We start from the raw sequence: 26,094 nt of genomic DNA on the forward strand, positions 1-26,094 counted from the left end.
CTGAACGGGCAGAACAATCGGAGGCCTCTGCGTCATGTATCCAGACTTGAAGCTCTTTATCGGGGGGAAGTGGCGTAGCACCGAAGCCGATATGCCGGTCGTAAACCCCGCGACGGAAGAAGAGATCGCCCGCCTGCCACGCGCCTCTGTCAGCGATTTGGATGATGCACTGGATGCAGCGGTCAAAGGCTTTCGGGTTTGGAGCCGCACGTCACCACGAGCGCGCGCGGACACGATCCTGCGGGCTGCGGCGCTCATCCGGGACCGGCAGGAAGACATTGCGCAGTCGATAACACTGGAACATGGCAAACCGTTGGCTCAGGCTCGGTTGGAAGTCATACGCGGGGCGGAATTCTTCGAGTGGGATGCGGGCGAGGCGATGCGGACTTATGGCCGCATCATTCCAGCGGCCCCCGGCCACAAGTTCGCAGTTCATCATCAGCCGGTTGGTGTTGTCGCTGCGTTTTCACCGTGGAACTTCCCGATGAGCCAGCCTGCCCGAAAGATCGCAGGCGCGTTGGCTTCTGGGTGCTCGGTCATTCTAAAGGCTGCCGAAGAAACTCCGGCGGGGGCTTTGCATATCGTTCGTGCGTTCGAGGATGCGGGCCTTCCTGCCGGAGTGCTGAACCTTGTATTTGGAACGCCTGCCGAGATTTCAGGGCATCTTATTCCGCAGGACCCGGTGCGTCTGGTGGCTTTTACAGGATCAACAACGGTCGGACGGCATCTGACGACCTTGGCGGCACAGAACGACACGCGGGTTCTGATGGAGTTGGGTGGTCACGCCCCGGTTATTGTTTGCGAAGATACAGATGTTCACACCGCCGCCGTTTCCAGTGCCGTTCGGAAAATGCGCAACGCCGGGCAGGTCTGCACGTCGCCGACGCGCTTCTTTGCGCATGAAAGTATTTTTGAAGACTACGCCGCTGCTTTTGCAGCGCGAGCCGAGGCCACAGTTGTGGGTGATGGCCGCAAGGATGGGGTTGAAATGGGGCCGACCGCCAATGCCCGGCGTATCCCCGCACTTGCAGAATTGGTCGATGATGCGGTGGCCCAAGGTGGGACTTTGGTTACGGGGGGCGCCCGGCTTGGTAACACCGGGTATTTCTTTGAACCCACTGTTCTTATGAACGTACCCGACACCGCCCGGATCATGCAGGAGGAGCCGTTTGGTCCGGTCGCGGTGATAAACCCGGTCGCTTCGTTGGACGAAGCTATCGAGCAAGCGAACGCTGTGCCTTATGGGTTGGCCGGTTATGCATTTACAAATCGCGCTGACTATATTGATCGGCTGGTGGATGAGGTAGAGGTCGGCAACTTGTCCATCAATACGCTTGAGGCATCCATGCCCGAAACACCCTTTGGCGGCGTCAAGTCCAGCGGTTATGGCCGAGAAGGGGGTACAGAAGGATTGGAGAATTACATGACGGTCAAAAACGTCTGGCACTCGGCCCGAATTGTTTGAAGGACCGATTGATCAACACTTAGCATCCGATCGCAATGGCAGTTGCGTTGCCATCCGACCCGGCACCGGAGGTGGAACACTCTCGCCCGGGATCAGAACGGTTGCTACCTGCGCTTCAAGAAAAAACGAGTGTCTTGACGGGCAACAGTATCGCCTGTGCACGCAGGACAATGGCATTCGCTATGCCCATCCCGTCCACAATTCTGGCGAAAAAGGCGGACAGCCCCGTGATCTCCCCCTTGTCTATTTCTTTTGCGCGGCTTGTATAAGCGACGCCGATGCAGGCGCTTCCGGGGGGGATGCCTTCCAAATGCCTGGGAAAAACCGGAGCCAGAAAAGCGGTGACCGTTCCCGGACGCGCGCGATCCTGGGAATCAACCAGCGCGTCCCCCGGTCGAAACTGGCCTGCGGCTATGGTATTTTGCACCCCGTCCACAATCATGGGGACAATGGTCAGCGGTTTGGATGCGCAGGTGATTTCAACAAGCATACCGGGTTTCAGAACGCTTGCGGATATCTGTCCAAAAGCCGCGACAAAGCGGCCTTGCCCCGATATCTCGGGAACCAAAATGCCAGCGGGACGCAGGATCGGATTAACGATGTCGCCCGGTTTCAGCAAAAACTGGGTCACTGTGCCATCCACTTCGGCGAATACCGTGGACTTTGCGATTTCATTCTCGGCTTCTTGCAGGACCGCGCGCGCACTTTCCTTTTGCGCGGGTAAAACTGCGGTCTGACGCAACTTGGCGCCGTCGCGCGCAGAAATAGCGGCTACGCGTTGGCTAGTTGCGCCGGACACGGCGGTTTGCAGGCGTTCCAGCTCTTGTTCGCTGACAACGGTGTCGTTTCGTTCCGCCAGTGACAGACGCCGCTGAAGGTCGTTTTCAGCCTGACTAAGCTCAGCCTCTGCGGCTTTGACGCGGGCCTCGGCTGTGGCGACTTCTGTCGCGATCAATCCCAATGTGGCGTCAATCTCTTCAATCCGTCGCCGCGCGGTCTCTGCCGCCGCTTCCTGACGGGTGGTATCCAGCGTGAAAATCGCGTCGCCTGCCTTCACCCTTGCATTGTTGGTGACATAGACTTCGGCAACGCGGCCCCCGCGGTCAGAAAGGATGGTCACAGTACGAAAAACCGCGGTCACTTTGCGCGTTGAAGGATGGAAATAGAAAATGATGGTGATCAGCGTCACGGCCAAAATTGCACATGCAGTCAATCCCCAACGCAGTTCATACCAGACGTTGAACAGGGTGATTTCATGGCCCCACCGCTTGCCCTGCTTGTACCGGCGGTAAAGATAGTCGGGAACAATCGTGATCAGCGCTGAGAAAATTAGCTCAAGCATCAGTGTGCTCCCGCAAATCCGTCTTGGTTTCCAATGGAAGGATTTCGTGCAGGGGCACTGCTGCGATCAGGATGGCTGCAATCCAGAACGCATTGTTCAAGGTGAACAGCGAAATCAGGCCAAGCACGCCAACCAGTTGCATTTGCACCTTATGAGCACCGGCCGCCATTCGATCTGGAATAGCCTGCACCGTGAAATAGAGCGCACCAAAGCCCAGCAAGACGGCGATAAGCGAAATGCCCACAACGATCAGAAAGCCATCCGTTTCGCCTGGGGCGGTTACCCAAAACGGTAGCCGGGCCAAAGCCTCATCAGAAATAGAGCTGTTCACGGGAACCTCCGGTTTCATAATGATACTGCGCAAGGATAAACGATTGAATTCAAAAAGATCAAACCGGGGTGGTTTTCGGCTCCGATCTATGGCGCACTTCAGCGCGCGGTTGTCGCAAGTGGCGTCCTGTCCGGTTTTGGCCGCACCATTTTTGCGATCGTCAACTTAGCGACTTTTCAATCAGTTTGGTTCGCATTAAGAGTTCCGATAGTCACCGCGCCTGATGGATCGGTGACCTGCGGATGTGGCGAAACTGGTAAACGCAAGGGACTTAAAATCCCTCGCCCTAGGGCTTGCGGGTTCGATCCCCGCCATCCGCACCACTCAAACCTTCAAACTGGAAAGCCCAACTGGCTGATCAGCCGCCAGATATCGCGGTTCAACTCGGAAAGTTGATCGACAATGCCTTCGATCTCTTTCATGGCCGAGGCGTCGACTGTGTCTTCACGCCCTAGTTTGATGTCAGTCTTCCTGTCGGAAATCCTCATCAGTATGGTCTTTGGATTGCCGCTGTCCGGGTCAAAAGAATAAATGCAGTGGTTGTATTTATTCCGAATGCCCGACAGCTTGGCCAATCGCTGTGTGTGAACAAGGATTGGGTCGCGAATTTCCGCTGGACGGCCCTCCATCTTGGCAAGCCGTTCTACCAGATCAAGTCGCGCCCGTGTGGTGTTCAGCGTCAGAAAGATGATCACCGCAACATCTTTCTTGGTTTCGCTCAGGCCTGCGATCAAGTGGATCAACAGGCTTTCGGTGTTAGTCCACATATAATTCAGCCGACCCACGAGCAGGATCAGGCGATCAAATCGGGTTTCAAAGTCGTCAGTCAATGGCCATTTCATGCGCTTCGTTGGGCGCGACCTCAAAGAAGAATTGTGCAGCGGCAGTTCTGTTACTTACACCGATTTTGCCGACGACGTTGTGTATATGCAGCTTAACGGTGTGCTCGGTAATTCCCAGATTTGAGGCAATGATCTTGTTGCTTTGGCCTTTTGATACCAACTGCAGGACCTGTTTCTCCCGCGGGGTCAGCTTGGAATAGATCGGATGAGGATCTGCTGCCGCCGAAATTGCGGGATGGTCATGCTTGGGTTGGCCGTCATTGGCTGCAACGCTGTCAGCAAGAAAACAGGGCATATAAAATTCTTCATGCAACAACAGACGCAGGATAGACCTCCAAACATCTGGCGAGACGTTCATCGGCAAGTATCCAATGTCGCCATATGTATTGCGATCCCAATTTTCGAACAAAAACCGGGCCGCCTCATCTTTGCGATATGCAAATGCAACGCTGCCTGAGCCGACACAATCCTTATAGGCTTTGGGCCGCGCAACCAGATCATCAAGTGACATTTGGTCAACGATGACGACCCGACCGGAACCGGATGGCGGACAGACCGGAAGTGATTGGATGCTGTCAATCCGATGTGTGGCGACACCGAATTCATTTTGGACCTCGCGCAAGGTTTGGCGCGAATAAAACAGTTCCTTGCCAACAAAATTGATCGAGAATTCTTCGGCGATTAAATTGCCTTGGACAGCATTATCCTGAAACGGAATGCTCATTATTCCCCCCCTTATAACCCACACCGCAAAAAAGCGGCAAAACACTAAACAGAACTCGAAGAGCAGAATTAATAGAATATTAACTAGTATGATCCGCAGACTATAGCGAAAAGTACAAGTATCTTCAACAAAGCGTGATGCTTCACCGTTTGGTTCTAGTACTTTTGGGTAGGTGGCTATCACCTCTTCCCGTTTAAGTAGAGGAAAACGCTGAGTTTCCCAATCTAGGGGTTTCTTCTTGGCGTTTTGCGCCAGCAGTTTTGGCAGATCAGCCGAATCGAAATTTTAATCCAATGAAGTCAAGCAACTAAGCGTTCTAGTGCTTACGGCTAGCTATTCAGACTGCGATCCTGCTGCAACGATGTGAATGCTTCAATTGAAGAAGCTCTTGTTCCTAATGTGCCTGCGATTCGTGCATTTCAACGATTTCTTCCGCAGGGGCTCTTTCGGCTAAGCCGAGAAAGGAGGGTGGGAGACCAAGTCACTGAACGATACCGCACGAAAGCGCGTTTCGCGTTTTTCTTTGTGCGCAAGTCTTGTTTCAACCGCGCCCGTAACCGTTTTGCAGATGAATGACGGTCAGTGCGCTTAATAAGTGGAAATTGATATGCTTAAGAACCGTAATGGTAATCACGGCGCCGACGTCGAAGAAATTAATGTTGGTCCAGTTATTGCTCCGGTAGATGAAATTGATATCGACGACGTCGAAATCAGTGCTGACCAGACTGAGCAGAAAACCAAGGTTGATAGTGATCAGGATCAGGATCAACTGCAGGCCCAAGCACAGAAAACTGATGTAGAGACTGATGTAGATAACGAGAATGATCAGGATCAGGACCAACATCAGGGTCAGGGCCAAGCACAAGCTCAGAAGCAGAAGAACGGCGATAACGACAACGACAACTCGAACTCTGTCACCATCGACTTTGGCGAAGCCGAGCCGCTGGGCAGCGACGATGATCTGGTAGATGTAGACGTCTCTGGTGGGTCGAGCATTGATAAAGTCATTACTGTCGGAAATGACCTGGATTATGATCCCGGCGATGACCTGAACCTGAATATCAGTCTGGATGGCGCAGGCAATGACATGTCCGCCATCAACAAGCAGTACCTGAACCTGAGCGACGACGACACCTTGGGTGCGGCGGAAGTTAAGAATAACGGTAGCTTTGACCAAGAGGGCGACGCGCGTGGCGGTACTGCCAATGCTGACGAAGGCATCGGCTCGCAGTCAGACGGAGGAAACTCCGGAAGCGGTGGCACTGCGCACGGCGGTTATGCAGACGGGGACACCGATGGTGGCACTGCATTGGCGTTCGGTGGTCACACCGGTGACGCAGATGGCACCGGTACCGGCGGAGCCGGAGGTTCCTCGGGTGGTGCAACCAACTTCGGTCTGGGCGTTGGACATTCGAATGCAAACTCGAATGGCAGCAGCACCGCAGGTACTGGTGGCAACGCGAACAGCGACGCTGACGCAGATAACACCGGAAGCGCAGATTCTGATGGTGACAGCACTGCCGGCGAAGGCGGAAACGCTGGCTCGATCGGTCTGGGTCTGGGTCTGGGTCTGTCCAACGCTGACAATGATGGCGCGTCCCTCGGTGGAAGCAGCCTGACAGGTGCTACCGCTCTGGGTGCTGGTCTTGCCGGCAATGACTCGGACGCGAATGGCGGTAACGGCGGTGCCGGCGACGCGGATAATGACGGCGTTGCAGTAAACGCTGGCAGCAGCGACACCGACGCTAATGATGCGGCGGCTGGCAATGTCGGGCTTGGCCTGGCAGGTAGCCTTGCAGGTAGCGATGCTGATGCTGATGGTGGCAATGGTACTGGTTCCGGTGGTACCGGCGGTGTTGGTAACGGTGCAGCAGGCACCGGCGGCAACGGTAACGGTCAGAGCGGCACCGGTGGCAACGGTAACGGCGCGGCCGGCACTGGCGGTGTTGGCACCGGCGGTGTGGGCACTGGCGGAACATCCGGCCAGGTCGATGCGGCTCTTGCAGCGTTGAACCAGCAGAACGGCTTGCTTGGCCTGAACGCAGGTGAAGCAGAAGCTGACACCGGAAGCGGCGACAACAATGGCGGTAACCCCGGCACTGGTGGTGAAGGAGACGGCGGATTTGGTTCCGGCGGTGACGGCAACGGTGCACAGGGCATTGGCGGCGACGGAAGTGGCGCTCAAGGTCTTGGCGGCAACGGTGGCGGCGGCAATGGCGGCGGCGGAGACGGTACCGGTGGTACAGGTCTCGGCGGTACAGCTGGTGCTCAGTCTGGTGCTCAGGGTGTAGGCGATCAGGCCACAACCGGCCCGAACATCACGCAAACTCCGGGCGATCTGAACGGCACAGCAAGTATGCCGCAGAACACCAGCGGCGACGGTGGTGCAGGCGGTGCCAACAACACGAATGGTTCTGCCGCAGGTACCGGGACCGGTACTGCGACAGCCGACGGTGTTGGTGGCGGCGGCGGCGCGATCCAGCAGGACGCAATGTCCAGCGGGACCGGTGCCGGATCTGCGGATGCCGTGAATACCGCGGGTGCGGGTGGCGACTCTGGCCTGTGGTCGGTCGCAGATACCGACGGAAGCGCCGACAGTCTGGCAAGTGCCATCGCCGGGTATGGCGGAAACGCAATGTCCGACAATGACGCCACTTCGACCGGCGCAGGTAGCGCGACCGGTTCGGCGACCTCTGGTATTGGCGGCGGCGGTGGTGCCGGTGCCGGTAACGGCGGAACCAGCGGCGACGCGTTGGGTTCGGCAACCAATGGTGCGATCACCGGTGCAACGGTTAACGGTGGCGACGCATCGGGTGCCAACTCGGGCGCTGGTGGTAGTGGCGGTAACGCCGGGTCCTGGGGTTCCAACAATTCCGGTGACGGAATTGTCCACGGTGAATCCTACGCATCGGCGGCTGCTGTTGTAGATACGTCGGCCTTCAACCAATCGATCGTCATGGGTGCCAACGTTCTTGGCAACTCGGTCGATACGACAATGGTTGGTGGCTCGATGAACTCGACCTACACCAGCGACGACACCGACGTATAACCCGCCTCAGGGTTTGGGTCAGAGGGCGCGTTTCGTTCTCTTACCCGGTCAAGCTAACTGCCGAGGCCGCTTCTGCGGTGGCCTCGGCCCAACTTAACCCAGACCGGAATTATTGCGCCGGGACGGGGAAAGGACAATTTTATGTCGCTCGACAGTATCAGTGAAACGATTGCCCACTTTATTGGAACCTTTGAGCTTACGACTGAGCAGGCCAGACTGCGCGAACAGTACGAGGAATTTACTGCCCTCAGACGCAAGATTGAATTAGAGGATCTGGCAGAGGCCACAGCCATTAATGTACGGGCCGACCTGAAACTTGATCCGGGTAAATACGGTCCTCTTCCCTATAAATTCATGGCCCCGGATAATGATGGTCCGTTCCCCCCAGCATCTGGAGGCCCGATCCCTGAACCGGCTCTTTTCCTTGATCCGGTATCCGGTCCGGACGAGATTATCCCCGAAGGGCAACTATTTACGGCGGAATTTCAGCAGACCATCGTGGTTCCAGAACTGGTGCCTGAACTTATCGGGTCAGCCGTCACATACACATTCCAGACCCTTAACCTGAGCGACAACGACACAATCGGTCAGGGTGATTTCCGCGACGCCGAAGTTTTGATGCAAGAGGGTTACGAGGCGCTGGACGTTGCGCTTTCGCTGCATGTGATCTCATCTCCGTCTTTTGACATTGCGGATTACCAATCTGTCGAAAAACTGGAACAGTTGGCCGAACAGATGAAGGCGACCGTGACCGTTCAGGTCGACGGTGCCACAGTCCATCAATTCCACGGCGAAGAAGCGGTGGGTATCATCGTCAACGGCGAACGGGTGGAGGAACTGCCCGATTGGATGGAGCTTTTGCCACAGCATCATCAGTCCGAGGACGACGAAGAGAGCGGGCAGCCGGACCCCTATCCGAAAGAATGGGATCAGTCCGAAGATGACGTCTTTGGTGAAGGCCACACGGTGATAGCGGGCGGCAATCTGGCCATCAACGAAGTGTCCATCACGGTTGGTTGGGTCGACGCACCGATAATAGCTGTGGGCGGAGCGTCCTACGATCTGACCGTGGTCAGCCAGGTCGCCATTGTCTCAGACATCGACGAAGGAGAGCCGGGCGCGCAGAGCGAAACCAAGGTTATCCAGTCGTCCCAGATTGCAGTCGAAGCCAGCGAGGCGTCTTGGATTGAAGATAACGTAGCACCACCCGGACAGGATCCGCTTGTCGTTATCAGTTGGATAAGCGGAGACCTGTACGTCACCAATTTTGTCAAGCAAGTGATTGACGCCACCGACATTGATCACATCCAGACCGAAGTTTCGGCTTCGAACAGTATGTATGTTCTGGGTGACAACGACATGTTCAACGTCAACAACGTTGTTCAGTTGGGCAGCTTTTATGATGTGGTCATGGTTGGCGGGAATATGGTTTCCGTCGACATCGTTCAGCAAACGATCGTCTTAATTGACGACGATGTTGTAACGGGTCCCGTTCAGGATGAGGTCGAAGAGAACCTTGTCATGAACCAGGTGTCTCTGACCAGTACGGGTGAAGATACGCATGAAGACATCACTCCGAACTTGGCCAGTGTTTTGCCAATAGAGGAAGTGAACACAGACGCCCTTGAAGACGCGCTGTTGAACGATCCTGCCTTTGCCGGAATGGAGCAGCTGCGCGTTCTGAAGATTGAAGGGGACCTGATCCAGGCGAACGTAATCGAACAGATCACTTTGCTGCAGGATCAGGATGACGTTCATCTGAATGGGGGCAACGGTGCCGCAGCGTCGGTGCTGGGCGCAGGGAATGCTCTGTTGAACGCGGCCAGCGTTTCCAAGATTGGCGTCGACTCTGTCGTTATGGCGGCGGAAGGCGAGTACTCGGACGTGCTGCTACACCAGGCCAGCCTGATCGACTCACCTGATGAAGAGTTGGGCGAAGAAATCGCCAATGAAGCCATCGCGTTTTTGATGGAGGAAACAAACGGACCCGGAGAGTCAGATCTTGCACCGGGCCATAACAAACTAACACCCTCCGAGGCGGCCAGTCTGGATGACGGTATGCAGTCCATGCTAGCCTAACCCCCCTTATTAGTTACGAGTGACCCGAAAGTTTTAGTATGTCGATTTTGTTTTCGTCACGCCGAGCACCGTTTGCCAGTCCATTGGACAGTCGAAGCGGTTCGGGCCGAGTGAGACCCCTTGTTGATGAACCTGCACACAGGCCAGCAAAGATGGCCGGTTTGCGCCTGACCGAGGAGATGCGGTTAAAAACTCCTAAGACCAATCCGGCCAAGGCCGTTGAATCGCAGGCGACCCGCACCGCACGGGCATCCGCACAACCGAATAAGACCACGGAACCTCCAGAGCGCGCTGTACCTTCCCCCCGGCGCGCTCAGCCACAGCCCGATGAAGACAATCACCAAGAGGGCCGTGGTGCTGGGGTGGCCGATGCCAAAGGCCCCGATCCTGAGACCGCTAAGGATTCGACCGCACGAAAACCCCCCTCGTCGCGCTCGCACAGCGGTGAAGCCATAGGTACCACTATCGAGGCCAAGGCAAACGAGCCGCTGCCGCTGCGCAAAGAGGGCGGCGGCGACGGTAAAGGGCCACCCCAGACTTTTCACAAGCGCACCCCACCTGAAGATTTCCAGAACACCCTGCGCACGTCACTACGTGCGATATGGCGGAATCTGGCTTTTGTTCTGGTGCTGACTTGCGCAACGAATATCCTGATCCTGGCGATCCCGATCTATCTGTTCCAGATCAGTGACCGGGTGTTGACCAGCCGCTCTTTGGACACGTTGATCATGCTGACGGCGATTGTCGCCGGGGCGGTGATCTTTCAATCCGCTTTTGATGCTGTGCGTCGGTTCATGCTGATGCGCACGGCGGTCGAGGTTAACGCGCGTCTTGGGGCACCGATCCTTAGCGCGGCCGCCCATGCGTCGCTGCATGGAACCGGGCGCGAATATCAGACGTTGGGCGATTTGCAGCAGGTCAGAGGGTTTCTTGTGTCAGGAACGCTGATTTCGTTTTTGGATGTGCCGTTCGCCCCGCTTTTCATCCTGATGATTTTCCTTGTGCATCCCCAATTGGGCACAATCGTCATTGCGACGGCTTTGCTGTTGATGGTGATTGCCCTGATAAACCAGCGCATGACCGCCAAACCGTTTGCCGAGGCGAACAAGGCACAGTCGATGGCAAATCAACATCTGGATTCGATGGCGCGCAACAGTCAGATCATCAATGCGCTGGCCATGATCCCCGAGGCCGTTCGGATTTGGGGCCGCGACACGGCGCAGTCGCTGACGTGGCAAGTGCGTGCACAGGATCGCAATGTCATTTTCGCTGCAATCTCGCGCGCGGTGCGCTTGTTGACGCAGATCGCAATCCTTGGGTGGGGGGCGTTTCTTGCCCTTCAGGGTGAGATCACGGGCGGCATGGTTATCGCAGCGTCGATCATTGCCGGGCGTGCGTTCGCCCCGATTGAAGGCTCGATCGAAGGTTGGAATGCGTTTCTGTTAACCCGCGGCGCGTATGGCCGCATCAGCAATCTGCTGTCCAACTCGGCGTTGCAGTTCGAAAAACTGCGCCTGCCGCGCCCCGAAGGTCGTTTGGATGTTGAGCGTTTGCTTTACGTGCCCGGCGGGACTAAGCGGGTTGTTCTGAACGGGATCAGCTTCTCACTCAATCCGGGCGAGACCTTGGCGATCATCGGCAATTCCGGCGCTGGCAAGACGACCTTGGGCAAAACGCTGGTTGGATCCATCCTGCCAACGTCCGGGAGTGTGCGGTTGGACCTGATGGACATTCGCAATTGGGACCCGCGGCAATTTGGTGAAAGCATCGGTTACTTGCCGCAGGACGTGCAGTTGTTCCCCGGCACGATCAAGGACAATATCGGACGGATGCGCGAAGACGCGACGGACGAACAAATCCACGACGCAGCGGTTCTTGCGGATGTACACAACATGATCGCTACCCTTCCGCAAGGGTATGAGACCGTTGTCTCCGCAGATGGCTCGCCATTGTCAGGGGGCCAGAAACAACGCATCGCTTTGGCGCGGGCCTTTTTCGGCAACCCAAGGATGGTTGTTCTGGATGAGCCAAATTCAAATCTGGATGTCGCCGGAGATCAGGCGTTGGCACGGGCGATTGCCCAAGCCAAGGAAAGCAAAATTACCGTTGTGGTGATCACGCAAAAGCCAACGCTGCTGAACGCGGTCGACAAGATCATGCTGCTGACCGACGGTCGTGTGGCTCTGTTTGGGCAGCGTGAACAGGTTCTGCAGCAACTGAACGGACCACGCAATCAGCAAGGTATCGCTGGCCAGAAGGGGGATGGACAATGAACGATCTGGTCGCAATCAACAACGACCCCAAAGACCCGACCGTCTGGTATGCCGAGGTTCCGCGATCCATCAACCGATTGATTGTGGTTGGGTTCGTCATGCTGATCCTATGCTTTGGTGGATTTGGCGTCTGGTCTTTCCGCGCGCCTCTGGCCGCCGCAGTAATCGCGCAAGGCAGCTTTGTCGCGACGGGTCGCAACAAGATCGTGCAGCACCTTGAAGGCGGCATCATCGAGGACATCAAAGTTATTGAGGGTCAATCCGTGAAGGCGGGCCAAGTTCTGATGACGCTTGATCAGACCTCGGCCGAAGCCAATGAGCGCGAGTTGTTCATCCGAAAAATCCGCCTTCAGGCCATGACTGAGCGTTTGCAGGCCGAATACAATGAAAGCGACCGTCTGGAATTCTCGCAGGGGTTGCTGGCCGCCACGGATGATGTCGAGGTGATGACGATCCTCGATGGTCAACGCATCAGTTTTGACGTGTCCCGCAAGACTTTGCTGAACGATATCGCTCTTCTGGAGCGTAATATGGAAGCCCTGAAGATTCGATCCAGCGGCTTTGAGGCACAGCTTGCAAGCATGAAGCGACGCTCGGACATCCTTCAGGAAGAATATGAGACCAAGCAGTCGCTGTTCGAAAAGGGATTGGTGCGAAAGGGTGATCTGAACACGATCCGCAGGGTCCAAGCCGAGGCAGATGGCCAGCAGGCGCGTTTGGCCGCAGAAACGGCTGAAATCAATCAGATGCTGCTCAAGTATGAAGAGCAGATTACGCGCACGCGGTCTGCCTATCGCGAAGCCGCATTGGACGAGCTTGGCGTGATTGAAGGGGATCTGGAAAGCGTTCGTGAAAAGGCGCGTCAGGCGCGCAGCGTTCTGGACCGTGCGGTTGTCCGCGCCCCGGTGACGGGAACGGTTGTTCGTCTGCATTACCACACGCCCGGCGGTGTTATCGAAACGGGTGAGCCCATCGCAGAAATCCTGCCCGCAGATGCCCCGCTGATCATCGAGGCGCAAATCCCCCGGACAGAGATTGACAGCGTTATCACCGGTCAGGATGCAACGGTGCGCCTTGTTGCGCTGAACCAGCGCACGACCCCGGTGCTGAGTGGTGAGGTTTTTTATGTTTCGGCAGATGCGCTTGTCGAAGATTCCTCGGGCGCCCCGCAAGAGGTTTATCTTGCGCGGATATCACTTGAGCCGGATGAGATCGAAAGGGTGCGCGGCTTTATTCCGACGCCGGGAATGCCGGCTGAGATCATGATCCAGACCGAAGAACGCACCTTTGCGGCCTATATAGCAAAGCCTGTGACAGACAGCATGTCACGCGCTTTCCGGGAACATTGATCGCCTGCCTTGGGCGATCAACCTACACCTTCCAGTTTTTGCATGTTAGCATCCCGTGACAACCAACAGGAGGGTGCGACATGCCCGTGACCGTCAAGGAAATGATGGAGGCCGCAAACGCTGCCGTCGAGCGTATCGACATGGAAAAGGCGAAAGATGTGTTGGGCAAAGGTGGCCTTTTGCTGGATATCCGTGATGCGGCCGAGGTTCACAAAACGGGCCGGGCCAAGGGCGCACACCACATCCCTCGGGGGATGCTCGAATTTCGTGCCGATGACGCGCTTCAGTCGCACGACCCCGAGCTGAAAAAGGATCGCCCGATCGTGCTGTATTGCGCATCAGGCGGACGCGCCGCCCTTGCCGGGAAGCTGCTGAAGGATATGGGGTATGATCAGGTTTATAACCTTGGCGGGTTGAATGATTGGGTGAACGCCGGTGGCGAAACCTCTGAAAGTTAAGCGCAAAGCCGCAATTCCCGCAGCGACTTAAGCGTTGAGAAAAGCCCTGACTGCGGCTTCGAATTCGCGGGGTTTTTCAGCGTGTAGCCAATGCCCCGCACCGGGAATCTTGGCGAACCGCGCAGCGGGAAACAACGCGCGAATTCTGCCGCGATGTTCAGGAAGCACATAATCCGAACTGCCGCCGGACAGAAACAAGGCTGGTCCTGCCCAATGTGCGTTCAGGTCAGGAAAGCTCATGATCTTTGGCATCTCAGACGCCAATACATCCAGATTAAGAAGCCAGCGTTGCCCCTTGATATCCAAAGATTGTGTGAAAAAGCTCTGCAGGGCTTTTTCAACGCCTTGTTGCGCCAACTGTTGTTCCGCGTCCGAGCGTCGTTCAACCTTGGACAAGTCGACTGCGCGCATTGCTTCGATGAATTGGATTTGACTGTGCGTGTAGGTGACAGGCGCAATGTCTGCGACCACCAGTTTGCGCACACTTTCACCGTGTAAAAGGGCCAGAGTCATGGCCGCCTTGCCCCCCATGGAATGCCCGACAACATCGGCGGTGCCGCCAAAATTCGCGATCACCTCAGCAAGGTCGCGGGCCAAATCTGGATAATCATGATGGTCTGTCCACATGCTGTTCGCATGGTTGCGCATGTCTACGGCAACCACCTGCCGTTGATCGGACAGGCGCCGGGCGATGACGCCCCAGTTTCGGGCCGAGCCATATAACCCATGCGCGATAATAAGCGGTGGGTTTTCTGCGGGTTCGCCATGTACAATCGTGTTCAGCATCACCGTGTGATACCCGGCGCGAATTGAAACGACCAGCCCCATTGTCGCAGGGAAGCGGCCCAGATAAAGTGCCGCATCAGGAGAAACCGTATGCAAAAGACCGTCGATATCCAAACCCAGATCGCGCAGACCGTGCAACTGTTGCGCGACAAGTTGGGTGTCCATGGCAAGACGCTGACAGAGTCTGTCAAAAAAGCAAAGCGGCAGCTTCCCCGCCGGATTTACAAGCAGGCCATGTTGCTGGCCCAGTCTGAACAAATGGCCGCTCATCCCAAGTTGAGGCTGGTGTTGGACACGCCAAAACTGGCCAGGGCATCGGAAGAGGTGCAGAAACATTTGGGGGGCATAAATCTTGCCGACCGGCGCATGGGGTGGTTTCTGGGGATGCTGAGCAGTTTGGCCTTTAACCTGCTTGTCCTGTCTGCCCTGCTCTTGGTGTTCCTGCGGTGGCAGGGGTTTATATAAAAAACGGCGCCCTGTGGACGCCGTTTAACTGTTTGTAATCGAACAGATTTAGAGATTCGGGTAGATCGGAAAACGAGCGCAAAGCTCGGCCACTTCAGCCTTGACCTTGGCTTCGACCTCACCGTTGCCGTCTTCGCCGTTGGCGGCCAGGCCGTCGACCACTTCGATGATCCAATCCGCGATCTGACGGAACTCGCCCTCGCCAAAGCCACGGGTGGTTCCGGCAGGCGAGCCAAGGCGAATGCCCGACGTAATGGTTGGCTTTTCGGGGTCGAACGGCACGCCGTTTTTGTTGCAGGTGATGTGCGCCCGGCCCAGAGCTTTCTCAGTCGCGTTGCCCTTCACACCTTTTGGCCGCAGGTCGACCAGTACCACGTGGGTATCGGTGCCGTGGGTTACGGTATCCAGACCGCCTTTGATCAGTTGATCCGAAAGCGCCTGCGCGTTGTTGACCACGTTCTGGATGTAGGTCTTAAACTCGGGGCGCAGGGCCTCTCCGAACGCGACGGCTTTGCCTGCGATGACATGCATCAGCGGTCCGCCCTGAATGCCGGGGAAGATGGCCGAGTTCACTTTCTTGGCGATCGCCTCGTCATTGGTCAAGATCATGCCGCCGCGCGGGCCGCGCAGGGTCTTGTGGGTGGTGGTGGTCGCCACATGCGCGTGCGGGAAGGGGCTGGGATGCTCACCTGCCGCAACCAAACCGGCAAAGTGGGCCATGTCCACGTGCAGGTAAGCGCCGACCATATCGGCAATCTCACGCATACGGGCAAAGTCGATCTGACGTGGGATTGCGGAACCCCCCGCGATGATCAGCTTGGGCTGATGCTCTTTCGCTAGTGCCTCGACCTGATCGTAGTCCAGCATGTTGTCTTGCTGGCGCACACCGTACTGAACGGCGTTGAACCACTTGCCCGACTGGTTCGGGCGTGCGCCGTGGGTCAGGTGACCGCCTGCGTCCAGGCTCATACCCAGAATGGTGTCGCCGGGCTGGATCAGCGCCTGGAAAACACCTTGATTGGCTTGACTGCCCGAATTGGGTTGGACGTTGGCGAATTCACAGCCAAAAAGCTGCTTTGCGCGGTCAATGGCCAGATTTTCGGCGATGTCGACGAATTGGCAGCCGCCATAGTAACGACGCCCGGGATAGCCCTCGGCGTATTTGTTGGTCATGACCGAGCCCTGCGCTTCCATTACGGCGGCAGAGACAATGTTCTCGGATGCGATCAGTTCGATCTCGTCGCGCTGACGGCCCAGTTCGGACGTGATCGAGCCGAACAACTCGGGGTCACGGTCCGCAAGCGACTGGGTGAAAAATCCGGTATCACGAAGATTGGCGTTCATGGGGGCTCCACATTCTGGGGGTAATTCTTGCGGATTTCCTATCGGAAACCGATCTGGCGCAAAAGGCTTAAAGCGACGAATTGGCCTGCTGCGGCGTCAAGTCTGGCCTATCGGGGAAAGGTATGCTTGTTTCGGAACCAAATGTGCAAGACCGGAAACCACGACAGATGATTCAGAGAATCGCTTTTCTCGCCAGCGACGTTAAGGTGGCGCAATCCGCCCGTGACAAACTGGTCAAGCGGTATGGAAACGCCGCGCCGCGCGATGCCGACGTCGTTGTTGCGCTGGGCGGGGACGGCTTCATGCTGCACACGCTGCACAATATGCAGCATCTCGACACGCCGGTTTACGGCATGAACCGCGGAACAATCGGTTTCTTGATGAACGAGTTTCACGAAACCGATCTGCTGGATCGCCTTGCCGCCGCCGAAGAAGAGGTCATCAACCCGTTGGCCATGCGCGCAATGGACCAATCCGGCAAACTGCACGAGGCGTTGGCGATCAACGAGGTCTCGTTGTTGCGGGCCGGTCCTCAGGCCGCGCGACTGAAGATCAGCGTGGATAACCGCGTTCGCATGGATGAGTTGGTCTGCGACGGGGCGTTGCTGTCAACGCCTGCCGGGTCAACGGCGTATAATTATTCTGCTCACGGTCCGATCTTGCCCATCGGCTCGGATGTTTTGGCTTTGACGGCGATTGCGGCTTTCAGGCCCCGTCGCTGGCGTGGGGCGTTGCTGCCCAAGATTGCCAAGGTGCGATTCGATGTGCTGGATGCGGACAAGCGACCCGTTATGGCGGACGCGGATTCTGTATCTTTCCCCGATATAGACTGGGTCGAAATACGGTCCGAGCCGTCCATACAGCACCGTATTCTGTTCGACCCCGGTCACGGCCTTGAAGAGCGCCTGATCTCAGAGCAATTCACATAATCTTCCGGTCAGCCGTTTTTTTTGGCTTGTGTGAACCAGTTCACAGGAGTTGGATTAATGTTGGATTAACCTGAACTTGCCCGAAGAACACACCAAGGTGGGAGTGAGTGGCCGCCAACGGTGTTTTCGAAATGAATGCGCATTTTTCGCGCTGGCGGGGGTAGGTGGTGCTACGCTCGTTATCGGATCTCCGGGCATATTTTAGCAAGCGGACCCCGGGCACAAAAACCCGGGGTCTATTTTGTTCTGAACGCTTGTCTACGCGGATGCGCTCATCTTGTCCCAAAGTGGCAGGCACATTTGGCCGACACGCGATTCGATCGCGGCGGCCGCATCCACCGCCATGTCTTCGCGCCAGCGACGGGCCGCGATCTGTACGTTTATGGGCTGCGGCCCTTGGGGAAGATTTGCCAAAAGCGCAGGAACGCTGGCGGCAGGCAGACCGAGGAAGTTCATTGCATAGGAATAGACGGCGCAACCCAGAACCTCATGCACGCCTTCCGCACCTTCCGTGTCGCGATCAGGTTTGAAGAACGGCTGGGGCAAAAAAGGAGAAAGCACCAGCGGGTAGTTCTGCATGAAAAGCGACCATTCACGGGCATAGTGGCTGCGTTTGGCCAGCATCCCGATCAGGTCTGTTCCAGTGATCGGTGGAAATTCCTGAAAATAGACCTCAAAGATATCGCGAATGGTCTGCGACCCGGCCGCCTCGATATCGCTTTTCAAAAGGGTCAGAACTTCGCCCATCAGGGCGCGATACCCGCCGCGGCCACATTCGAATACATCTGGGGGTGCGACTTCTTCGACGTGATAACCTGCGTCAACCAGCGAGTCTCGGGCAATGTCCAGGGCCCGGTCGACTTCGGGGTGCAGCGCGTATCCGAATGTGTCCTTCGTAAACGCGACTTTGATCGGTCCTTCACCGGCAGTGCCGCGCCATGGCATCGGTACATGGAAGGGGTCATGCGGGTCAGGCGCGATCAGGCTGGGCATCGAAAGGTGCAGATCCGCCGCCGAGCGCGTGATCAGCCCCTGCACCGACATCGACTGCGCCAGCAATCCCCGTTCGGTCTTTTGGCTGGGATTCCATGCAGGAACACGCTCGAGCCCCGGTTTCACCGTCACTGCGCCATTTGCGGCAGCCGGAAAGCGCAAGCTGCCGCCGATGTCATTGCCATGAGCCAGTGCGCCAATCCCTGCCACTACAGCAGCCCCTGCGCCACCGGACGACCCACCGGGCGAAATGTGGCGGCCCCACGGATTGTTCGTCCGACCGTGGAGTTCGTTATCCGTATCCGCCCGGAATGAGAATTCGGGCGTGTTCGTGCGCCCAATGACGATGGCCCCTGCATCTTGAAGGTTGCGAACAACAGGCGCATCAGCGGGGGCGATCACATCCTTCAGCGCGACAACCCCGTTCGAGGTCGCGTGGCCTTTTTGATCTACGTTGATCTTGATCGTCACCGGGACACCATGCAGCGGCCCGGGTTCTGCGCCATTGGCCACCGCCTTGTCCAGATTACGGGCACGGGTCAGCGCCTCGTCGCTCAGGTCCTCGACCACGGCGTTCAGGTCGGGGTTCACCTGTTGCATCCGGTCAAGGGATGATTTCACGGCGTCTTCCGCGCTGATGTCCTTGTTGCGGGTCAGGGCGGTCAGATCTGTGGCGTTCAGACGCCAGATGTCGCTTGATGTCATAGGGCCTCACTGTCTTGATCAGACAGTAGAGGCCCGGTCATGGGTTGCAAGGAAAAGCCGGGGCAGGGGTGATGTGCCGTGCCCCTCAGCCCGATTACTGGGCGTAGCCGATTGATTTCAGCGCGTCCGTGATCTCATCCAGAATGGCGGGGTCGTCGATCGTTGCGGGCATCTTGTAATCCTTGCTGTCCGCGATCGACACCATCGTCCCGCGCAGGATCTTGCCCGAACGGGTCTTGGGCAGACGATCCACCACCACGGCTTGTTTGAACGCCGCGACGGGGCCGATCTTTTCGCGGACCAGTTTGACCACGTCCTGCACAACCTGACTGTGATCCCGGTCGCAACCGGCATTCAGGCACAGGAAGCCCACAGGCATCTGCCCTTTCAACTGATCGGTCACACCAATGACCGCACATTCAGCTACATCGGGGTGGGCGGCCAGAACCTCTTCCATCCCGCCGGTGGACAGGCGGTGACCAGCGACGTTGATCACGTCATCCGTGCGGGCCATGATGTAAAGGTATCCGTCCTCATCAATCATGCCCGCATCACCGGTTTCATAGTACCCGGGGAACTGGTTGAGGTATGAGCTTTTGAACCGTTCCTCTGCATTCCAAAGCGTTGGCAGAGTGCCAGGGGGCAGGGGCAACTTGACCGCGATTGCGCCAAGCTCACCGGGTTTCATCGGGTGGCCGCCTTCATCCAGAATCTGAACGTCGTAGCCCGGCATGGGCTTTGCTGGAGATCCCAGCTTGATCGCCAGTTCCTCGATGCCCAGAGGGTTGCCAGCGATGGTCCACCCCGTTTCGGTTTGCCACCAGTGGTCGATGACCGAGACTTTCAAAGCCTCCTGAGCCCATTCGATTGTGTCAGGGTCCGCACGTTCACCTGCAAGGAACAAAGCGCGCAGGCTGGAGAGGTCGTATTTCGAAATCTGCTCTCCCTTTGGGTCCTCGCGCTTGACTGCTCGGATGGCGGTCGGGGCGGTGAAGAAGCTTTTGACCTTGTGTTCAGCTATCACGCGCCAGAATGTGCCTGCATCCGGGGTGCCAACCGGCTTGCCTTCGAAGACGATGGTGGTGTTCCCGTGGATCAGCGGCGCGTAGCAGATATAGGAATGCCCCACGACCCAACCGACGTCAGAAGCTGCCCAGAACACATCGCCGGGATCGACGTCATAAATGTTCTTCATCGTCCAGTTCAGCGCGACCAGATGGCCGGCCGTCGGGCGTACGACGCCTTTGGGGGATCCGGTGGTGCCTGACGTGTACAGAATATATGCGGGATCATTGCCGTCTACTGGAACGCATTCCGCGGGTTCAACGCCGTATTGAAATCCGTGCCAGTTGAAATCGCGCCCTTCAATCAGTTGCGCGACTTCCTGTTCGCGTTGAAAAATAACGCAAAAGTCAGGTTTGTGGCTGGCCAGATCAATGGCGCCGTCCAGAAGGGGTTTGTAATGCACGACGCGCCCTGGCTCCATCCCGCATGAGGCTGCGATGATGGCCTTGGGCTTGGCGTCGTCGATCCGTACTGCCAGTTCGTTACTTGCAAACCCGCCGAAAACCACGGAATGCACGGCACCCAGACGGGCGCAGGCCAGCATTGCCTCAAGCGCCTCGGGAATCATCGGCATATAGATGATAACCCGGTCGCCCTTTTCGATTCCCTTGGCGCGCAAAGCCCCCGCAAGGTTTGCCACGCGATTGCGGAGTTCGACATAGGAAATCTCACGCTTGGTGTGGGTGATTGGGCTGTCGTAGATGATCGCGGTCTGCTCGCCCCGGCCATTTTCGACATGCCGGTCCACCGCATTCCAGCAGGTATTTACTTTGGCATCGGAAAACCACTCATAAAGAGGCGCCTTGTCGTCAAACAGAGCTTTGGTCGGTGGCTGGACCCAGTCTATCCCTTTGGCGGCTTCCATCCAGAATGCCTCTGGGTCGGATTTCCAGCTATCGTAAACGTCCTGATATGCCACGGTGGTTTCCTCCGAAAATTCCCTGTGCTGTTGTTAGGGGCGCAGCGGGCGACACACAAGCAACCGCTGTGACGGGGCGTCACTTTACCGCAAAACATTTGCAGATGAGCGCCATTTAAGTTGCAAATTTTTGCAAATTGGCCGTATTCAGCGGGCTTGCGGGCGGATACATGTCGCATTTGCAAATCTGCAAACTATTGCGTGCAAATAGCGGCAGAATCAGGCCGGGCATCTGAAAGGATGCCCGGCGCTATCCTATCCGTAATGCGCGACCGGAGTGCCCGCGATGGCCGCCATGTTCAGCAACCCGCGCGCCGTGATCGAGGGCGTCACGATATGCGCCTTGTTGCCCATCCCCATCAGGATCGGGCCAACCTCAAGCCCATCGGCCTTCATCTTAAGGATATTGCGGACCCCGCTGGCCGCGTCAGCATGGGCAAAAATCAGAACGTTAGCTGCCCCCTGAAGGCGCGAGTTCGGGAAAATCCGCGAACGCAGTTCAGGGTCCAGTGCCAAGTCCAGGTTCATCTCGCCTTCGTAGGTGAAGTCACGCGGTTTCGAGTCAAGCATCTCCAGCGCGGCGCGCAGGCGTTTGCCGGACCCTTCCGCCTGATTACCGAACTGTGACTGCGAACAGAACGCGATCTTGGGTTCCAGACCGAACCGACGCACATGGCGGGCTGCGCCAATTGTCGTTTCGGCCAGCTCTTCGGGTGTTGGCAACTGTCGTACATGCGTATCGGCGATGAACAGGGGGCCGTCCTCGAGGATCATCAGCGAAAGCGCCCCATGAGGCCGCAGGTCGCCGTCATCCAGAACCTGCTGCACATAATTCAGGTGCCAGCGATATTCGCCGAACGTACCACAGATCATGCTGTCAGCCTCGCCGCGTTGTACCATGATGGCGGCAATCGCGGTGTTGTTCGTCCGCATGATCGCCTTGGCAAGGTCTGGCGTTACGCCCCGGCGCTGCATGATGTTATGGTACGAGTTCCAGTAGTCATAGTAACGAGGATCGTTTTCCGGGTTCACAATCTGGAAGTCCTCGCCGGGACGCACGGTCAGGCCCAGACGCTCACATCGTGCGTCGATCACATCGGGACGTCCGATCAGGATCGGGGTCTCTGTGGTTTCCTCAAGGATAGCTTGGGCTGCGCGCAGGACGCGCTCATCCTCGCCCTCGGCAAACACGATGCGGCGGGACGCAGCGGCAGCGGCCTCGAAGACGGGGCGCATGATGAGGGCGGATTTGAAGACGGTCTGGTTCAGCCGCTCTTTATATGCCTCGATGTCTGTGATGGGGCGTTTGGCGACCCCGCTTTCCATTGCAGCCTTGGCCACTGACGAGGACACAACACCCACCAACCGGGGGTCAAACGGCTTGGGAATCAGATAATCGGAGCCAAAGGTTAGCTGTTCCCCCTTATATGCAGCGGCTGCTTCGGCGCTGGTTGTGGCGCGGGCCATATCTGCAATCCCGTCTACACAAGCGATCTGCATTTCATCGTTGATCTCGGTCGCCCCTACGTCCAGAGCGCCGCGGAAGATGAACGGAAAGCACAGGACGTTATTGACCTGATTGGGGAAATCGCTGCGACCGGTGGCAATGATTGCGTCGGGGACAACCTCGCGCGCTACATCAGGCAGAATCTCGGGCGTTGGGTTGGCCAGTGCGAAAATGATTGGACGGCTGGCCATTCTTGCCACCATTTCAGGTTTCAGCACGTTTGGTCCGCTGAGACCCAGAAACAGGTCCGCCTCGCCGATTACGTCATCCAACGTCCGCAGGTCGGATTTCTGCGCGAACTGGTCCTTGTGTGGGTTCATATCTTCGGCGCGGCCTTCGTAGACCAGACCGTGAATGTCGCACAGCCAGATATTCTCGCGCTTGACGCCCAGCTTGACCAGCATACTAAGGCAGGCAATCCCGGCGGCACCGCCACCGGTTGAGACCACCTTAATATCTTCGAATTTCTTGCCAGCCACGTGCAGGGCGTTTTTGGCGGCGGCCCCAACAACGATGGCGGTGCCGTGCTGGTCGTCGTGGAACACGGGGATATTCATACGTTCGCGGCACAGCTTTTCGACGATGAAACAGTCTGGTGCCTTGATATCTTCCAGGTTGATCGCGCCAAAGGTCGGCTCTAGCGCGCAAACGATATCGGCCAGCTTTTCAGGATCGGCTTGATCCACCTCGATGTCGAAACAGTCAATCCCGGCAAATTTCTTGAACAGGACGGCCTTACCTTCCATTACGGGTTTCGAGGCAAGCGCGCCGATATTACCCAGCCCCAATACCGCAGTGCCGTTGGATACGACGGCCACCAGATTGCCGCGCGCTGTGTAAAGTTCTGCATTGGCGGCATCCGCTTTGATTTCAAGGCTGGCTTCGGCCACGCCGGGTGAGTAGGCGCGGGCCAGGTCGCGGCCGTTCGCCATCGGCTTGGTGGCCTTGATCTCAAGTTTTCCGGGCTTTGGATGGGTGTGATAGTCAAGCGCGGCCTGCCGCAGGCTAGGTGAGTCAGACATCGGCGATTCATCTCCCTTCCGAAATTTAGTTGAGGGTTAAACTATTTTTTTCGGAATGGCTACGCTACGTCAATCTGCAACAATGATGTAACCATGTTGAGAGCGCTTGGTTGAAATCTGTCATAAAGTGTTTAATTTCCCGCCACTGCGAAATCATCGCGAACCTATGGGGCACTGAAGGTCATTCATGAGCTATAAAGACGAATTTCAGGCGGAAAGTGTTTTTCCGTCAGAAAAGATGCTCTTCGGTGCCAAGCGAATTGCGTTTTGGGGTGCGATCGCTTTGGGCGCAGTTATTTTGCTCGTTGGTATTATATGGCCCGTGCAGACATCTACCCTGAATCAGGAAGGCGGTTTGATCGAGACCGTTTCCGCGATGGGGCTTTTTGCTGCTGGATTGGCCGCGTTTTACCGTTTCCCGGGCCTAAATCGCATGTATATCGGTCTTGTCTGCCTACTTTTGGCGGAACGAGAGCTTGAGTCCGACATCTACCCCGTTGGCAGTTTGCCGTTCGAGATTTTGAACGGGCTGGATGCCGTTCTTGATATCACGGCCGTTCGCGTGGTTTTGGGGCTGATTGTTCTATTCGGTTTGATCTGGCACGGCATTCCGAACGGGTGGCGCGCGCTGCGCGGTCGGGCATCGTTTATGGTGATGTTTGTTGTGGCGGGGCTCTTTGCGGTTTTGGCGCAAGGGCTGGAAGAAGTGTCGTACATGTTCCGGCACGATTTTTCTGGTGTCATGATGGTGCGATTCTTTGTGTTGGAAGAAACGCTTGAGATGTTCTTTTCGATTGGCATTCTGGCCGCTGTTCTGATCGGATGGCCCAAAGCCGAAATCGAAGAGACCTTAAATGACCGAGAACCCCAACCAGATCCACGCTGAGATTCGCCTGCCGACGCAGGAATTGCGCGACGACATCCCCTTTTTTACCAAGGTTCTAGGGATGCGGATGGACATGATTTATCCTGCTGACGATCCACGTGCCGCAGTTTTCTCGGGTCATGGGTTGCGACTTCGGATTGAAAAAGATGCACCGGAAAGTCCCGGCACTCTGCGTATTCTGACGGATGATCCTGACGGATTTGCGGATGGTCAGCGCGCTTTGATCGCCCCGAACGGTACGCGGATTGAGATTGATGAACTCAACCCTCCGATGGTGATGCCGGATACGGTTCATTCGTTTGTGGTGCGGCGGCTCAAGGATCAGGCGCCGTGGATTATCGGACGTGCCGGGATGCATTACCGCGATCTGGTACCCGACCGTTTGGGCGGGTCGATCATCGCCAGCCATATCCGGATACCGGATGGTGGGCCGGTGCCGGACATGGTGCATTTCCACAAGGTAGGGTTTCAGTTGATCTTCTGCATCCACGGCTGGGTGGACGTGGTTTACGAGGATCAGGGCGACAAGATGCGTCTGACGGCGGGCGATTGCTTTATCCAGCCGCCTGAAATTCGTCATCGCGTGCTCGAAGCGTCGGACAATGTACAGGTCATCGAGATTGGTGTGCCAGCCGAGCATGTCACCGAGATTGATCATCACATGACCCTTCCCACCCCGCACCTCCGTCCGGATCGGGAATGGCAGGGCCAGAAGTTCGTCTTTAACCAGGCCGAGGGTGCGGAGTGGGGGGCATTCCGGCTGCCGGGCTATGTTTGCCGGGACACAACGATTGCCGAAAACACCAAGGGTGTGGCCGGGGTGCAGGTGGTGCGCAAGGGCCAGGGCGAACCGGTTTGGGCAACGCACGATACAGATATCCACTTTACATTTGTCATGAACGGCCAAGTGACCCTTGAGGGCGAAGGACGCGATCCATACCGGCTGGAGCAGGGGGATGCTTTTGTCATCCCGCCCGGAATGCGTACCCGATTGGCGGATCCGTCAGAGGACGTCGAACTGTTGGAGGTCACGCTGCCGGGTGTCTTCAACACGACACTGGACTAAGCGATTTGGTTCAGGAAATCTGCGCTTAGGGCTTCAATTCCCTGGGGGCTTTCCAGTAGTGTATTAGTTTCTGACCAGATGATCAAAAATTGGGGAATCGCCATGATGTTGAAAGACACAGCACTTTCGGTTCGGGAAAACGCATACGCGCCCTATTCCAAATTCAAGGTCGGTGCGGCGATCCGGTCGGCCTCGGGTCAGGTATATGCCGGATGCAATGTCGAAAACGTGGCCTACCCCGAAGGCACCTGTGCCGAAGCCGGAGCGATCGCTGCCATGGTCGCCGCGGGCGAGAAGGACTTGACCGAAGTGTATGTTGTGGCCTCGTCCCCTCAGCCTGTGCCACCTTGCGGGGGGTGCAGGCAAAAGCTGGCGGAATTCGGCAAGCGCGACGTCAAGGTGACATTGGCCAGCGTGGACGGCGCGGAGTTGGTGACAACGATCGGTGACCTGTTGCCCGGCGCGTTCGACGCATCGCACATGGAGGATGTCTGA

Annotated in this window: 20 protein-coding genes and 1 tRNA gene; 12 read left to right on the plus strand and 9 right to left on the minus strand. The window is 56.9% G+C overall.

Annotated elements, in window-relative coordinates:
* The first annotated feature begins 34 nt into the window (after positions 1 to 34).
* Positions 35 to 1,465, plus strand: a complete 1,431-nt coding sequence (locus RUESEDTHA_RS09315) for an NAD-dependent succinate-semialdehyde dehydrogenase (protein WP_180886458.1) — start codon at positions 35 to 37, stop codon at positions 1,463 to 1,465.
* A gap of 115 nt (positions 1,466 to 1,580) precedes the next feature.
* Here RUESEDTHA_RS09315 and RUESEDTHA_RS09320 read toward each other — a convergent pair whose 3' ends face one another.
* A complete protein-coding gene (locus RUESEDTHA_RS09320; protein ID WP_180886460.1) occupies positions 1,581 to 2,807 on the minus strand; it encodes an HlyD family secretion protein in 1,227 nt (408 codons plus the stop codon).
* Positions 2,800 to 3,138: a hypothetical protein gene (locus RUESEDTHA_RS09325; protein ID WP_180886462.1), complete on the minus strand. Its 339-nt coding sequence runs from the start codon at positions 3,136 to 3,138 to the stop codon at positions 2,800 to 2,802. Before RUESEDTHA_RS09325 ends, RUESEDTHA_RS09320 begins: the two co-directional genes overlap by 8 nt.
* A 238-nt stretch (positions 3,139 to 3,376) precedes the next feature.
* On the opposite strand from RUESEDTHA_RS09325, the gene RUESEDTHA_RS09330 reads away from it, so the two are divergent.
* Positions 3,377 to 3,461: transfer RNA gene (locus RUESEDTHA_RS09330), tRNA-Leu, on the plus strand.
* A 9-nt stretch (positions 3,462 to 3,470) separates the two neighbouring features.
* Here RUESEDTHA_RS09330 and RUESEDTHA_RS09335 read toward each other — a convergent pair.
* Both RUESEDTHA_RS09335 and RUESEDTHA_RS20860 read right to left on the minus strand, forming a co-directional pair.
* Positions 3,471 to 3,968: a hypothetical protein gene (locus tag RUESEDTHA_RS09335; RefSeq protein WP_255431667.1), complete on the minus strand. Its 498-nt coding sequence runs from the start codon at positions 3,966 to 3,968 to the stop codon at positions 3,471 to 3,473.
* On the minus strand, positions 3,961 to 4,887 hold the full coding sequence (locus RUESEDTHA_RS20860) for a response regulator transcription factor (RefSeq protein ID WP_255431668.1): 927 nt from the start codon (positions 4,885 to 4,887) through the stop codon (positions 3,961 to 3,963). The genes RUESEDTHA_RS09335 and RUESEDTHA_RS20860 overlap by 8 nt, the downstream gene beginning before the upstream one ends.
* 424 nt (positions 4,888 to 5,311) lie before the next feature.
* Between RUESEDTHA_RS20860 and RUESEDTHA_RS09345 the strand changes: the two genes are divergently transcribed.
* The 5 genes from RUESEDTHA_RS09345 to RUESEDTHA_RS09365 all read left to right on the plus strand — a co-directional run bounded on the left by RUESEDTHA_RS09345 (position 5,312) and on the right by RUESEDTHA_RS09365 (position 13,912).
* The gene (locus tag RUESEDTHA_RS09345) at positions 5,312 to 7,753 is read left to right on the plus strand and encodes a hypothetical protein (RefSeq protein ID WP_180886466.1); all 2,442 of its coding nucleotides are present in this window, start codon (positions 5,312 to 5,314) and stop codon (positions 7,751 to 7,753) included.
* Between the two features lie 141 nt (positions 7,754 to 7,894).
* Positions 7,895 to 9,832, plus strand: coding sequence for a type I secretion protein (locus tag RUESEDTHA_RS09350; protein ID WP_180886468.1), 1,938 nt, complete (start codon positions 7,895 to 7,897; stop codon positions 9,830 to 9,832).
* A gap of 152 nt (positions 9,833 to 9,984) precedes the next feature.
* On the plus strand, positions 9,985 to 12,105 hold the full coding sequence (locus RUESEDTHA_RS09355; RefSeq protein ID WP_370456779.1) for a type I secretion system permease/ATPase: 2,121 nt from the start codon (positions 9,985 to 9,987) through the stop codon (positions 12,103 to 12,105).
* On the plus strand, positions 12,102 to 13,454 hold the full coding sequence (locus RUESEDTHA_RS09360; RefSeq protein WP_180886474.1) for an HlyD family type I secretion periplasmic adaptor subunit: 1,353 nt from the start codon (positions 12,102 to 12,104) through the stop codon (positions 13,452 to 13,454). Before RUESEDTHA_RS09355 ends, RUESEDTHA_RS09360 begins: the two co-directional genes overlap by 4 nt.
* An 80-nt stretch (positions 13,455 to 13,534) precedes the next feature.
* Positions 13,535 to 13,912, plus strand: coding sequence for a rhodanese-like domain-containing protein (locus RUESEDTHA_RS09365; RefSeq protein WP_171121977.1), 378 nt, complete (start codon positions 13,535 to 13,537; stop codon positions 13,910 to 13,912).
* 27 nt (positions 13,913 to 13,939) lie between these two features.
* Here RUESEDTHA_RS09365 and RUESEDTHA_RS09370 read toward each other — a convergent pair whose 3' ends face one another.
* Positions 13,940 to 14,740: an alpha/beta fold hydrolase gene (locus RUESEDTHA_RS09370; protein ID WP_370456786.1), complete on the minus strand. Its 801-nt coding sequence runs from the start codon at positions 14,738 to 14,740 to the stop codon at positions 13,940 to 13,942.
* Between the two features lie 48 nt (positions 14,741 to 14,788).
* On the opposite strand from RUESEDTHA_RS09370, the gene RUESEDTHA_RS09375 reads away from it, so the two are divergent.
* The gene (locus RUESEDTHA_RS09375) at positions 14,789 to 15,163 is read left to right on the plus strand and encodes a hypothetical protein (protein WP_180886476.1); all 375 of its coding nucleotides are present in this window, start codon (positions 14,789 to 14,791) and stop codon (positions 15,161 to 15,163) included.
* Between the two features lie 48 nt (positions 15,164 to 15,211).
* Here RUESEDTHA_RS09375 and glyA read toward each other — a convergent pair whose 3' ends face one another.
* Positions 15,212 to 16,507: a serine hydroxymethyltransferase gene (glyA, locus tag RUESEDTHA_RS09380; protein ID WP_180886478.1), complete on the minus strand. Its 1,296-nt coding sequence runs from the start codon at positions 16,505 to 16,507 to the stop codon at positions 15,212 to 15,214.
* A gap of 167 nt (positions 16,508 to 16,674) precedes the next feature.
* Here glyA and RUESEDTHA_RS09385 point away from each other — a divergent pair, with 167 nt between their 5' ends.
* The gene (locus RUESEDTHA_RS09385; RefSeq protein ID WP_180886480.1) at positions 16,675 to 17,436 is read left to right on the plus strand and encodes an NAD kinase; all 762 of its coding nucleotides are present in this window, start codon (positions 16,675 to 16,677) and stop codon (positions 17,434 to 17,436) included.
* Between the two features lie 258 nt (positions 17,437 to 17,694).
* Here the strand turns inward: RUESEDTHA_RS09385 and RUESEDTHA_RS09390 are convergent, their stop codons facing one another.
* The 3 genes from RUESEDTHA_RS09390 to RUESEDTHA_RS09400 form a co-directional block, all read right to left on the minus strand.
* Complete coding sequence (locus RUESEDTHA_RS09390) at positions 17,695 to 19,134, minus strand: amidase family protein (RefSeq protein ID WP_180886482.1); 1,440 nt, start codon at positions 19,132 to 19,134, stop codon at positions 17,695 to 17,697.
* 94 nt (positions 19,135 to 19,228) lie between these two features.
* Complete coding sequence (gene prpE, locus RUESEDTHA_RS09395; RefSeq protein ID WP_180886484.1) at positions 19,229 to 21,118, minus strand: propionate-CoA ligase PrpE; 1,890 nt, start codon at positions 21,116 to 21,118, stop codon at positions 19,229 to 19,231.
* 255 nt (positions 21,119 to 21,373) lie between these two features.
* Positions 21,374 to 23,647, minus strand: a complete 2,274-nt coding sequence (locus RUESEDTHA_RS09400) for an NADP-dependent malic enzyme (RefSeq protein WP_180886486.1) — start codon at positions 23,645 to 23,647, stop codon at positions 21,374 to 21,376.
* A 187-nt stretch (positions 23,648 to 23,834) separates the two neighbouring features.
* Here RUESEDTHA_RS09400 and RUESEDTHA_RS09405 point away from each other — a divergent pair, with 187 nt between their 5' ends.
* The 3 genes from RUESEDTHA_RS09405 to RUESEDTHA_RS09415 all read left to right on the plus strand — a co-directional run bounded on the left by RUESEDTHA_RS09405 (position 23,835) and on the right by RUESEDTHA_RS09415 (position 26,094).
* The gene (locus tag RUESEDTHA_RS09405) at positions 23,835 to 24,533 is read left to right on the plus strand and encodes a hypothetical protein (protein WP_180886488.1); all 699 of its coding nucleotides are present in this window, start codon (positions 23,835 to 23,837) and stop codon (positions 24,531 to 24,533) included.
* Positions 24,502 to 25,599: a cupin domain-containing protein gene (locus RUESEDTHA_RS09410; RefSeq protein WP_180886490.1), complete on the plus strand. Its 1,098-nt coding sequence runs from the start codon at positions 24,502 to 24,504 to the stop codon at positions 25,597 to 25,599. The genes RUESEDTHA_RS09405 and RUESEDTHA_RS09410 overlap by 32 nt, the downstream gene beginning before the upstream one ends.
* A gap of 78 nt (positions 25,600 to 25,677) precedes the next feature.
* The gene (locus tag RUESEDTHA_RS09415; RefSeq protein WP_370456780.1) at positions 25,678 to 26,094 is read left to right on the plus strand and encodes a cytidine deaminase; all 417 of its coding nucleotides are present in this window, start codon (positions 25,678 to 25,680) and stop codon (positions 26,092 to 26,094) included.

Source organism: Ruegeria sp. THAF57 (assembly GCF_903914075.1).
Classification (GTDB): Bacteria; Pseudomonadota; Alphaproteobacteria; order Rhodobacterales; family Rhodobacteraceae; genus Ruegeria.